The sequence below is a fragment of the Kitasatospora sp. NPDC059722 genome, assembly GCF_042733235.1.
Taxonomy (GTDB): Bacteria; Actinomycetota; Actinomycetes; order Streptomycetales; family Streptomycetaceae; genus Kitasatospora.
Map to the genome: position 1 here is coordinate 26,997 of NZ_JBHWGD010000052.1, position 12,661 is coordinate 39,657.

Consider the following 12,661-nt stretch of genomic DNA (forward strand, 5'->3'; position numbering starts at 1 on the left):
ACTCATTCCGCCGCTCCCACGGTCGTCTCCACGGCCCCGAGGTCCGCCCGGCCGAGCCGCGGCACCCGGCCCCACTTGCCGGGGTGCCAGGGCTCCTGGTCGTCGCTGGGCCAGGCCCGGAACTCCAGGCCGAGTTCCCGGCAGAGGTACTGGACGGCGAACCGCCCGCTGGTGGCCGCCCGGATCAGGCCGCCCATGCCGACCCACTGGCCCGCCATCGAGAAGCCGCTCAGCCCCGGCAGCCGCATGCGGTCCTTGTTGACCAGCCGGTTGGCGGCGTCCTCGGCGTCGGAGAACGCCTGCCAGGCGAGGATGCTGCCGTAGGTGTTGCCGGTGAACCGCTCGGTCGTGACGGGCGAGGCCACGGTGAGCAGCTCGATCCGGCCCGCCAGCCCCGGGTGCGTCCGCTCCAGGAACTCCCGGACGAAGTCGGCGACTTCCTGCTTCCTGGCGCGGTACGCCCGGCGGTCGGCCGCGCGCAGCGCCTTCCACGAGGCGTGGTCGCTGAAGTACATGCAGTGCAGGATCGACTTGCCCGGCGGCGCGAACCCGTCGCCGTAGCGCGAACGCAGCTGCACCACGAGGCTGTCCTGGAGCGCACCGGGCAGCCGGGCGCCCTCCTCGGGGGTGAGCAGGTACGTCGTGCTGTGCGCCCCGCCGGGCGGCAGCGGGCCGTCGACGCCGACGAAGACCGAGACGGCGGCCGGGTACAAGTTGCCCGGGCTGTCGAGGAGTTCGTGGTAGAGCCGGTCCGCCGTCGGGCTCGTCCAGCGGCCCTCCAGCAGGCGGTCGACGGTGGTCGGGCCGTCGCACGCGGACACCACGTGGTCGGCGTAGTGCGTGCTGCCGTCCCGCAGCCGCACCCCGACCGCCCGGCCGTCCTCGACCAGGATCCGCTCGACCCGGTGGCGGTAGCCGACCACCCCGCCGAGCGAGGTGTAGCGCTCCTCCACCGAGCGGGCCAGCCCGAGCGAACCGCCCTGCGGGAAACCGGCGTTGCCGTTGTGCGCGGCGGCCAGCGTGTACAGGTACGGCAGCAGCGGGAAGCCGGCCGGCTCCTGAAGGAACATGTTGGGCAGGGCCCGCCGGAGCAGCGGGTCCTGGAAGCGGTCGGCGAAGCCCCGCATCGGGGTGGTCGCGGTGCGCCAGAACAGCCGGAACGCGGGCAGGACGGCGCGCGCGGTGCGCAGGCGCTGGGCCGCCGTCCGCAGTGGCGGGGGCGTCACCTCCCAGGGCAGGTCGAGCGCGGCGAAGCGGCGGAAGTCCTTGCAGAAGGAGCGGATCAGCGGCGCGTCGGCCGGGGAGGTCTCCAGCAGGTGCCGTTCGAGCCGGTCGGGGTCGTTGTAGAAGGTGACGGCCCGGCCGTGCTCGTCGACGACGCGGTTGAAGACGTCGAACTCGGTCACCGACTTGCCGTCCAGCGCGCCGAGTTCGCGCCACACCTGGTGGCCGCCGGCGCCCGGTGCGGTGCCGATCAGCCAGTCGATGCAGTAGTCGAAGAGGTAGCCGTCGCGGGACCACGCGGTGCAGCAGCCGCCGGGCAGCACGTGCTTCTCGAAGATGCGCGTCTCCATGCCGCTCATCTGCGCGTAGCAGCCGGTGGCGAGGCCCGCGATGCCCGCGCCGATGACGATCACCCGGGGCGGGCCGCCGGGAGGGCGCTCCCGGGCGGTCCAGTCCGGGCCGCGGTCAGGCGTGGCCATCGGCGCCGCCTCCGGCCAGGATCGTGCCCGCCAACTCGGCGTTCCGGGCGGCGAATTCGCCGTCCATCATCTCGGCGTGGGTGCCGTGCCCGCCGAGCACCGCGGTGCCGGCGGTGGAGGCGCCCTGCCAGGACCCGCCCGAGCCGCCCGTATGGAGGACCACCTGCTCGCGGTCGCAGACCACGGTGAGCGGGGCGGCGACGGTACCGGTGTTGGGCGTGCGGCTGCAGAACTCCAGGTAGTCCCGGGCCTGTTCGAGGGTCTCCTGGGCGACGAGCGTCGACCCGGTGTGCCGGTGCAGGTGCTCGCGGAGCTCCCGCTCGAACGCGGCGAGGTGCTCCTCGCCGAGCGCGTAGGCCTCCGTGATCCGGTAGGAGTCCAGGACGACGACGGCGCTCACCGCGCGGCCGCGCCGCTCCAGCTCCTTGGCCACCTCGAAGGCGAGGTTGCCGCCGAGCGAGTAGCCGAGCAGGGCGTACGGGCCGTCCTCGTGCAGCGCCTCGACGAGGTCCGCGTACCGGGCCGCCTTGTCGTCCCCGGAGAGGTAGTTGAAGGCGGCGATCCGGTGGCCGGGCAGGTGCGCGGCGAGCTGGCGGTAGACCAGGCCGTGCCCGCCGGCGGGCGGGAAGCAGAACACCGTCCGCTCGGGCGGCGCGTCCCGGTTGAACCACAGGTGGGGCTCGCCGCCCGCCGCCTCGCCGGTGATGATCTGCTCGACGGCGCGCGCCATGCCGTGCAGGGTGGTGACCGCGAAGAGCCGGCCGACCGGGACGGCGATGTTGAACTCGGTCCGCAGGTGGTGGATGAGCTCGATCAACCGGATGGAGCTGCCGCCGAGTTCGAAGAAGTCGTCCTGCAGGCCGACCCCGTCCACCCCGAGCAGCGCCTCCCAGTGGGCGGCCATCCGGGTCTCGTAGAGCGTGACCGGGGGCTCGTGCCGGTCACCGCCGGCCTCGACGCGCGGTTCCGGCAGCGCGGCGAGGTCGACCTTGCCGCTCGACGTCAGCGGCAGGGCGGGCAGTTCGGTGAACCAGGACGGGATCATGAAGGTGGGAAGTCGCTCGGACAGGTGGCGCCGCAGCTCGCCGCGGTCCAGTACGGAACCCTCCGCCGGGACGCAGTACGCGCACAGGACGGCCTCGCCCGCCACGTCCTGACGGATCGTCACGCACACCTGCGCCAGTTCCGGCCGGTCGGCCAACTGGGCCTCGACCTCGCCGAGTTCGATCCGGTGGCCGCGCACCTTCACCTGGTTGTCGATCCGGCCGAGCAGGTGCGCGGTGCCCCCGGCGTCCCAGTGGCCGAGGTCGCCGGTGCGGTAGAGCCGGACCGGCCCGTCCAGGTCGAGGGTGGTGAAGCGCTCGGCGGTCTGCCCGGGGTCGTTCGGGTACCCGTCGGCCACGCCCGCGCCGCCGATCCACAGTTCGCCGGGGACGCCCGGCGGCACCGGCTCGCCGTGGCGGTCGAGGATGTAGAGCGCGCTGTTGGGGAACGGCCGCCCGATGGGCACCATCCGGCCCGGTTCCAGGGCGTCCACCGGCCCCTCGAAGTAGGTGCTGTCCACGCTGGCCTCGGTCAGGCCGTAGGAGTTGACCACCCGGGTCCGCGGGCCGCACAGGGCGCTCAGCCGGGCGTGCTCGCCGGCCTTCCAGAGGTCCGAGCCGACGACCAGCAGCCGCAGGAAGTCCAGCCGCAGGCCCTCGCGCTCGCAGTGGGCGAGCAGGGCGCGGGCGACCGCCGGGACGAACTCACCGCCGTCGACGGCCTCTTCGCGCATCGTCCGGTACAGCCGGGCGGGGTCGAAGAGCAGCTCGCGGTCGACCAGGACGAGCGTGCCGCCCGAGCCGAGCGCCCGGGCGAGGTCGCCGGTGAAGACGTCGAAGGAGACGCCTGCCATCTGCAGGTGCACCCGGACGTCGGTGTCCAGCCGGTACTCGGCCCGCCAGCCCGCGGCCACCGCGGCGAGGCTGCGGTGGGCCACCCGGACGGCCTTCGGGCGGCCGGTCGAGCCGGAGGTGTGGATCACGTACGCGGGCCGGTCCGGGTCGGTGCCGGGCAGCGGGGCGTCCTCGGCCGCCGGCCCCGCCAGGTCCTCCAGGGTCACCAGCGGGACGGGCAGCCCCGCCGGGGCCGGGAGCTCCTGGTCGACGACGACGAGGACGGCGCCCGCGTCGGCGACCTGGTAGGCGAGGCGGTCGGCCGGGTGCCCGGGGTCGAGCGGCAGGTAGGCGGCGCCCGCCCGCCAGACCGCGAGCAGCGTGCCGATCAGCTCGGGCGACTTGGCCAGGCAGACCGCCACCACCGAGCCCTCCCGCACGCCGAGTTCGCGCAGCCGCAGGGCGGCCCGCTGGGAGCGGTGGTCGAGCTCCGCGTAGGTGAGCCGCCGCGCCTCGGCTGGCCCCGTGCGGCCGGGCGCCACCACGGCGACGGCCTCGGGGTGTTCGGCGGCGGCCTTGGCGAACAGGTCGGGCAGCGGCACGTCGTGGTCCAGGGCGCGTCCGGCGCCGCTGAACTCGGTGAGCACGAGCCTCCGTTCGTCCGCGCCGAGCATCGGCAGCCGGTCGGTGGGCCGCTCGGCGGCGGCGCGCGTCATGGCGTCCACGAGGTTGCGGTAGTGCCCGGCCATCCGCTCGACGGTCGGGGCGTCGAAGAGGTCGGAGTTGTACTTGAACACGCAGTGGAAGCAGCCGTCCGCCGCCTCCTCGTAGGCGGAGAGCGTCAGGTCGAACTGTCCCTCCTCCTCGGGCAGTTCGATGTAGTCGAGGCGGTAGCCGTCGCGCTCGACGGCGACCTTGTGGGTGAGCAGGATGAACATCGCCTGGAACACCGCCGAGCGGCTGGGGTCGTGCTGGAGCCCCAACTGCTCGACCAGCAGCACGAACGGGTACTCCTGGTTGTCCAGCCCGCCGAGCACCGTCGCCCGGACCCGCCCCAGCAGCTCGGCGACCGTCGGCTCCCCGGCCAGGCTCACGTGCAGCGGCAGCGGGTTGACGAAGTACCCGTAGACGGAGGCGAATTCCTCTTGCGTGCGCCCGGTCACCGGGCTGCCGACGATGATGTCCTCCTGCCCGGACCAGCGGTTCAGCAGCAGGTAGTAGGCGCTCAGCAGGACCATGAACGGCGTGGCGTTGTGCGCGCGGGCCAGCTCGTGCACACGCGCACTGAGCTCGGCGTCCAGCTGGAAGAAGACCGACGCGCCGTTGTGCGTCTGCACGGCCGGCCGGGGCCGGTCGGTGGGCAGGCTGAGGATCGGCACCTCGGCGGGCAGGTGGCCGCGCCAGTAGTCGAGCATCCGGCGGGCCTCGGGACCGGCCAGGAAGCGGTTCTGGTGGTTGAGGAAGTCGAGGTAGCGGGCGGGCACCGGCGGCAGCTCGGGCGTGCGGCCCGCCGTCAGCGCCTCGTAGACCTCGAACAGCTCCTCGATGAAGGTGAACGTCGAGATCGCGTCCGACACGATGTGGTGGACGGCCTTCATCAGCACCCAGTGCTCCGGCCCGCGCCGGAACATCCGCAGCCGCACCAGCGGGTCGCGCTCCAGGTCGTACGGCTTGCGGTACTCCGCGACGATCAGGTCCCGGACCTCCGCCCAGGGCCGGCCCTCGACGTCGACCAGCGCCGTGTTGACGACGGCCTCGTCCCTGATCCGCTGCACCGGGCGGCCCTCCTCCGCGGTGAAGGCGGCGCGCAGCGCGGGATGGCGGGCGACGACGGCGCGGAAGGCCTCGGCGAACAGGCCGGGGTCGATCGCGGTGCGGACCTCGACGGCGCCGCCGATGTTGTAGGCGAAGCCGTCGGGGTGGAGCTGCTTGAGGAACCAGAGCGCCTTCTGGTTGTGGGTGAGCGGGTAGCACCGCTCGTCGGTGTGCAGGTCGACGGCCGCGCGCGCGGCCGTGCCGTCGTCGGCGGCCAGGGCGGCGAGGCCGTCGTGCAGGAGGTCCAGCAGTTCGCCGGCCGGGCCGTTGCTCAGCAGGGCCACCACCGGCAGTGCGACGCCGAGTTCGCCGAGGACGCGGGCTCGCAGCTCCATGGCGAGCAGCGAGTCCAGGCCGTGCGCGCCGAGCCGGGTGTCCTCGTCGATCCGCTCGGCACCGATCCGCAGCACCGCGGCGACGGCGGCGGCGAAGCGCTCGGCGACCAGGGTGCGCCGGCCGGCCGGGTCGGCGGCGCGGAAGGCGGCCAGGAGGCCGCCGGTCTCGGCCTGGGCGGGTTCGGCGGCGTCGGCCGCCAGGTCGGCGACGAGCGGCGGCGGCGCGGGGTACCAGGCGAGGAAGACCGGCCAGTCGACGACGGTCGCGACGAGCAGCTGGGCCCGGTCCTGCCCGATCACCCGTTCCAGGACGGCGGTGCCGGCCTCGGGCGGGAGCGAGCTCATGCCGCGGGCGTCCCGGTAGTGGGCGACGAGGCCGAGCTCCTCGATCATGCCGGTGGCCCACGGGCCCCAGTCGAGGCTGATCGCGGGCAGGCCGTCGGCGCGGCGGTGGTGGGCGAGCGCGTCGAGGAAGGCGTTGCCCGCCGCGTAGTTGGTCTGTCCGGCGGTGGTGAGCAGGGAGGCGACGGAGGCGAACAGCACGAAGTGGTCGAGCGGTTCGTCGCGGAGCAGCCGGTGCAGGAGGTGGCCGCCGGCCACCTTGGGCAGGTAGCCGGCGTCGAAGGCCGCGCGGTCCATCTGCGGGAGCAGGGTGTCGCGGACCTGTCCGGCGAGGTGGAACGCGCCCCGGACGGGCGGGAGTTGGCGGTCCCGGTAGTCGGCGAGCCAGGCGCCGAGGGCGGTCTCGTCGGTGACGTCCACGGGCGCCACGAGGGCCTCGGCGCCGAGTGCCTCCAGCTCGCGCAGGAAGGCGATGCGGGCACCGGCCGGACTGTCGGGTTCGGTGTGCCGCCACTGGTCGCGCTCGGGCAGGGCGGTGCGGCCGAGCAGGATCAGCCGCCGGGCGCCGCGCCGCACGAGGGTGCGGCACAACAGCCGGCCGAGGGCGCCGAACGCCCCCGTGACGAGGTAGCTGCCGTCGGGCCGCAGGCTCAGCGGCAGCGGCTTGGTGAGCCCCTCGGCGGGGCGCAGCCGGCTGGTGAGGCGGCGGCCGCCGCGCAGGGCGATCTCCTGCTCGCCGTGCGCGGCCGACGCGGTCAGTTCGCGCAGCAGCGCGTCGACCTCGTCGAGCAGGTCCGTGGGGGCGTCGAGGCCGATCGGCCTTCCGTGCCCGGTGGCACCGTCCAGGTCGATCAACGTGCCGCGCTGGGCGACGAGTTCCTGTTGCCACAGCACCCGGCCGAGGCCCCAGGCGGGGGCGCCGAGCGGTTCGACGCGGTCGTCGGGGCCGGTGGCCTGGGTGCCGCGGGTGACGATGTGCAGCCGTCCGTCCGGTCGCGCGGCGGGCAGGGCCTGGGCGAGGGCGACGAGCGAGTAGGCGCCGAGGCCGGCCAGGCGGTCGAGGTCGGTGTGGAGGGAGTCGTCCAGGCGGGGCTGGTCGAGGTTCCAGAGGTGGGCGACGGTGCGGAACGCGGGGTCGAGGTCGGCGAGGAGGCGGGTGAAGTCCTCGGCCGCCTCGGGGCGGACGGTGGAGCCGTCGGGGGTGTGCCGGTAGCCGTCGCCGGGCCGCACGAGGTGGCAGCGGATGCCGCGCTCCCCCGCCCGGGCGGCCAGGCGTTCGGCGAGGCCGCCCGCGTCGGCGAGCAGGACGAGGCCTCCGGCGTCGGTCTCCTCGGGCTCCCCGGCCTCCTCGGGCCCCTGCGCCTCCTCGGACTCCTGTGCCTCCACCCAGGCGAGTTCGGTGAGCCAGCCGTCGATAGTGGCGAGGCCCACCGAGGAGGAGGCGCGGGCGACGTCGGCGACGCGGAAGCCGGTGATCCGGCCGAGCGGGGCGCCGTCCTCGGCGTACACGGCGAGGTCGCCGAGGAGCTCGTCGCCGGTGTCGCGGGTGACGGTCGCGTGGGCCCAGACCGGCTGGTCGCCGACCGGGCCGAGGCGCACCTCGCCGATCGACACCGGCAGCCGCACGCCGTCGCCGTCGCCCTGGAGCACCTGGGCGGCGAGGAGCGTCTGGAAGCACGCGTCGAGCAGCACCGGGTGCACGTGGTGGCCGGCGGCGTCCTCGACCGTGGGGCTGATCCGGGCGAGCGCCTCGCCGGGCGCCGTCCACACCTCGTCGACGGCCTGGAAGGCGGGGCCGTAGTGGTAGCCCCGGGCGGCCAGCGCGCGGTAGCAGTCGGCCTTCCCGTGACGGGTGCCGCGCGCGCGGACGGCGTCGGCGTCGAGCGCGGGCCCGTGGGCGCGGCGCTGGCCGGTGCGGATCCGGCCGCTCGCGTGCACCACCGGGTCGCCGCTGGCGGGCAGCGACGCGACGCCGAACCGGCCGTCGTCCGGGAGGAAGGAGAACTGCGCCCTGGTGGGCTCCGCGTCGGAGAGCACCAGCGCCCGGGCGAGGTCGACGTCGGCGAGCACCGCGTCCGTCCCGCCGGTCAGCGTCCGGACGGCCTGGGCGGCCATCTCCAGGTAGCCCGCGGCCGGGAACACCGCGCTGCCCTCGATGCGGTGATCGGACAGGTACGGCAGCTTCTCGACGTCGAGCGCGATCTCCCAGGTCGGTTGCGCGGCGGCGGTCCGGCGGCCGAGCAGCGGGTGGTCCGACTCGCCGCGCCGGACCTGCTCGACCGGCTTCGGCTCGGCCCAGTACCGGTCGCGCCGCCACGGGTAGCAGGGCAGCGGCACCGCGCGGCCGGCCGGGTGGAGGGCCGGCCAGGACGGCTCCACCCCGAGGGTGTGCAGCTCGGCGAGGGTGCGGGTGACGCGCTCGGGCTCGTCCTCGCGGCGGCGGACGGAGGGCAGCGCGCGGACGTCCGGGTCGCGGTCCGCCAGGCACTCGCGGATCGCGTGGCCGAGCACCGGGTGCGGGCCGACCTCCAGGTACAGCCCGTACCCGTCCTCGGCCATCAGCTCGACGGCGGCCTTGAAGCGCACCGGGTGGCGGACGTTGCGCCACCAGTACGCGGCGTCCAGCTCGGGCCCGAGGGCGCGGCCCTCGTCGGCGGTCAGGTAGAGCGGCACCTGCGCCGCGCGCGGCTTGATGCCCGCGAGCGCCGTCAGCAGCTCCTCGCGGATCGGGTCCATCCGCACGCTGTGGTAGGGGACTTCGACGTCCAGGAACTTTGCGAACACCCGCTCCTGCCGCAGTTCCTCGGCGAGGGCGCCGAGCGCGTCGGCGTCGCCCGCGAGGGTGACCGCGCTCGGCCCGTTCACGGCCGCCAGCGACACCCGCTGGCGGTGCGGGCGGATCCGGCGCTCCGCGTCGGCCTCCGGCAGGCCGACGGCGAGCATCGTGCCCGTCCCGGCGAGGCGGTGCTGGAGGCGGCTGCGGTGCAGCACCACCGTGACGGCGTCGGCCAGGTCGTACACCCCGGCCTCGTGGAACGCGGCGACCTCGCCGGTGCTGTGCCCGACGACCGCGTCCGGCCGCAGGCCGCGGCTCCGCCACAGCGCCGAAAGACCGACCTGGAGAGCGAAGTTGGCGGTCTGCGCGAGCCAGGTCTCGGCCATCCGCGACTCGTCCTCGCCGCGGGCGAGTTCGTCGAGCAGCGACCACCCGGCCTGCGCGCGGATCTCCCGGTCGCACGCGTCGACCGCCTCGCGGTAGACCGGCTCGCTCGCGTACAGCCCGCGGCCCATCGCCCACCACTGCGGCCCCATGCCGGTGAACACCCAGGCCAACCGGCGCTGTCGGCGCTCGCGGGCCCGCCCCTGGACCACCCGGGGGTGCGGTTCGCCGCGCTCGTACGCGGCCAGCGCCTCGTCCAGCGACTCCCGGGAGGCGTACGCGACAGCGAGGCGCTCGGGCAGGTGCTCGCGCCGGTGCGCGAGGGTGTGCGCGAGGTCCACGAGGTCGGCGCCGTCGGCGAGTTCACGGCGGATGCCGGCGGCCAGCTCGGGCAGCGCGGCCGCGTCGCGGGCGCTCAGCGGTAGCACCGTGCACGCCGGCGCGGGCAGTGCCGCGGGATCCGGGGCGACGGGCTCGCGCGGCGGCGGCTCCTCCAGCAGGACGTGCGCGTTGGTGCCGCCGAAGCCGAAGGAGTTGACCCCCGCCCGCGCCGGCCCCTCGTGCTCGGGCCAGTCGACGGCGGTGCGCGGGATCTCGAACGGCAGCGCGTCGAGGTCGATGTCGGGGTTCGGCCGCTCCAGGTTGATGTGCGGCGGGATCCGCCGGTGCTCGAGCGCCAGCGCCGTCTTGATCAGCCCGGCCACTCCGGCGGCGGACTCGGCGTGCCCGATGTTGGTCTTGACCGAGCCGACGTAGCAGCGTTCCCCCGGCCGCCGCCCGACCGCGAGCACCCGGCCGAGCGCATTGGCCTCGATCGGGTCGCCGACCGGGGTCGAGGTGCCGTGCGCCTCGACGTACTGCAGGCCGCCGGGCCGCACCCCGGCCTCGGCGCACACCCGCTCGATCAGCGTGACCTGGGCGTCCGCCCGCGGCACGGTGATGCCGTTGGTGCGGCCGTCCTGGTTGACGCCGCTGCCGATGATCACCGCGTGCACCGGGTCGCCGTCGCGCAGCGCGTCCGACAGCCGGCGGAGCACCACCACGCCGACGCCCTCGGCCCGCACGTACCCGTCGGCGGCGGCGTCGAAGGCCCGCGAGCGGCCGTCCGCCGAGAGGAACCCGCCCTTCGTCTCGCCGATCGTGTACTGCGGCGCCATGTGCAGCAACGTGCCGCCGGCCAGGGCGAGTTCGGTCTCGCCGCGGAGCAGGCTCTGGCAGGCCAGGTGCACCGCGACCAGCGAGGAGCTGCACGCGGTGTCGATCGAGACGCTCGGGCCGCGGAAGTCGAAGCAGTGCGAGATCCGGTTCGACACCATCGTCATCATGGTGCCGGTGGCGGTGTGCGCGGCGAGCGTCTCGAAGCCGAGGTCGGCGAACTGGAGGATCTTGTAGTCCAGGGTGAACGCGCCGACGTACACCCCGACGTCCCGGCCCGCGAGCTCCGACGGCCGCTGCCCGCCGTCCTCCAGCGCCTCCCAGGTGACCTCCAGCAGCTTGCGCTGCTGCGGGTCCATGTAGGCGGCCTCGCGCGGGCTGATGCCGAAGAACTCCGGGTCGAAGGTGTCGAAGCCGTCGATGTACCCGCCCCGGCCGCCGATCAGCCGCCCCGGTTTGGCCCGGTCCCGGCTGCCCAGCGACGCGACGTCGTAGCGGTCGGCCGGCGTCGGGACGAGACAGTCCCGGCCCGCCAGCAGGTTGCGCCAGTACGACCGGTGGTCGTTGGCGTGGCCGGGCAGGCGGCAGCCGATCCCGGTGATCGCGATCCGTTCGCTGGGCACGTCGAGGGGCGAGGAGGTCATGGTCCAATCCGGGGGTTCGGTTCGCGTTCACGAATTCCCTGGACGGAGAAACTCGTTTCGACTGCGAACACGCGGTCCTATGGAAATCCGATTCCTAAGAAAATCCGATCACTGCTGCCGGCGGGCACAGCGTGATTTATCACGCCTCGAATAATCCGGCAGAGACGGGTGGAAGCGGACATCTGACCCGACGGGCAATGGCGGACAGCACGCGCTCCCAGGCTTTTCGATGGCGGACGAACGGAAACGCCAGTGATGCTAGCCGGAGGCACCCACTACGAAGCTGATTCGACGTGCGGATTACACGAATGGCGGAATATTCCAGAGCGTCTTTGACGATCTTCTGGATCGATCGTGCACACCCCGGCAAAGCTGGTGGCAGACCCATTGGCCACGAACCCCGCCCACGGGGCCGCCGGAGGATCCATGTCCATCGATGAGCGCACGCTGATTCCCCTGCACCGCCGCAAGCCCGCCGCGCACGGCGCGCCCCGGCTCACCGCGCTGCCCAACGGCACGCCCGCCTGGCTGATCACCCGCTACCCCGACGTCCGGCAGGTGCTCACCGACCCGGCGTTCGGGCGGGCCGCGCTGTTCGCGCCGGACGCCCCGTCGCTCGGCTCCGTCTCCGGCCTGGAGGGCGACCCCGGCTTCATCAGCAACATCGACGGCCCGGAGCACCGGCAGCTGCGCGCCCTCATGCAGCAGGCCTTCACCCGCAAGGCCATCGACGCGTGGACGCCCTGGCTGACCTCCGTGGTCGAGCGGCTCGTCGACGACGTGGTCGACCAGGGCCCCCCAGCCGACCTGGTCGCCTCGCTGACCATGCCGCTGCCGGTCGACGTGATCAGCCGCCTGATGGGCGTGGAGGACGTCGACCGGCAGCGGCTGCGCCACTGGACCGACCACCTGTTCGCCGACCGCAGCCAACCCGTCGACGAAGTCCGGGCGGTGCTGGCCGAGTTCTACGCATTCGCCGCCGAACTCCTGGACCGGCGGCGGCGCGAGCCCGGGGAGGATCTGGTCAGCCGCATGGTGGCGGCGGCCGACCAGCAGGGCGGCGTCTCCGAGGAGCGCATGGTCAAGCTGATCTGCGGACTGATCGCCGGCGGCCACGAGACGACCGTCGCCACACTCGGCAACTTCCTGGTCTACCTGCTCGACGAGCGCCCGGACGCCTGGCCGCGGCTCACCTCGGAGGACGCCGCCCAGGCGGCCGCCGACCGGCTGCTGCACACCATCCCGCTCGGCGAGGGGCAGGGCGCCCTGCGCCGGTCCGTCCGGGAGGTGGTGGTCGGCGGGGTGACGATCCCGGCCGGCGCGGTGGTGCTCCTGGACCGGTGGAGCGCCAACCAGGACCCCGAGGTCTTCACCACCGGCCTGCCCGACGGACTCTTCGAACCGCTGGAGGCTCCGACACTCGTCTTCAGCGCCGGACCGCACCACTGCCTGGGAGCCTGGCTCTCCCGCCTCGAACTGCGCCTCGCGCTCCACCGCCTCGCCACCCGCCTCCCGGGCCTGCGGCTCGCCGAGCCGGTCGAGGCCATCGAGTGGCGCTGCGTGTTCTCCACCCGCAGCCCGCGCCGGCTCACGGTGACGTGGTGAGGCCGGGCGCGTGACCGGGCGCCCG

The 12,661-nt window shown here is 74.2% G+C and carries 3 protein-coding genes; 1 reads left to right on the forward strand and 2 read right to left on the reverse strand.

Features of this window, described 5'->3' with window-relative positions:
- Positions 1-2 precede the first annotated feature (2 nt).
- A complete protein-coding gene (locus ACFV4F_RS28505) occupies positions 3-1,703 on the reverse strand; it encodes a phytoene desaturase family protein (RefSeq protein ID WP_380506627.1) in 1,701 nt (566 codons plus the stop codon).
- On the reverse strand, positions 1,690-11,031 hold the full coding sequence (locus tag ACFV4F_RS28510; RefSeq protein WP_380506630.1) for an amino acid adenylation domain-containing protein: 9,342 nt from the start codon (positions 11,029-11,031) through the stop codon (positions 1,690-1,692). Before ACFV4F_RS28510 ends, ACFV4F_RS28505 begins: the two co-directional genes overlap by 14 nt.
- Before the next feature lie 426 nt (positions 11,032-11,457).
- Between ACFV4F_RS28510 and ACFV4F_RS28515 the strand changes: the two genes are divergently transcribed.
- A complete protein-coding gene (locus ACFV4F_RS28515) occupies positions 11,458-12,636 on the forward strand; it encodes a cytochrome P450 (protein ID WP_380506633.1) in 1,179 nt (392 codons plus the stop codon).
- Positions 12,637-12,661: the final 25 nt, after the last annotated feature.

What these genes read in the sequence shown, in the direction of transcription:
- ACFV4F_RS28505 (WP_380506627.1), bottom strand. Translation starts at nt 1,703, where the DNA reads ATGGCCACGCCTGACCGCGGCCCGGACTGGACCGCCCGGGAGCGCCCT.
- ACFV4F_RS28510 (WP_380506630.1), bottom strand. Translation starts at nt 11,031, where the DNA reads ATGACCTCCTCGCCCCTCGACGTGCCCAGCGAACGGATCGCGATCACC.
- ACFV4F_RS28515 (WP_380506633.1), top strand. Translation starts at nt 11,458, where the DNA reads ATGTCCATCGATGAGCGCACGCTGATTCCCCTGCACCGCCGCAAGCCC.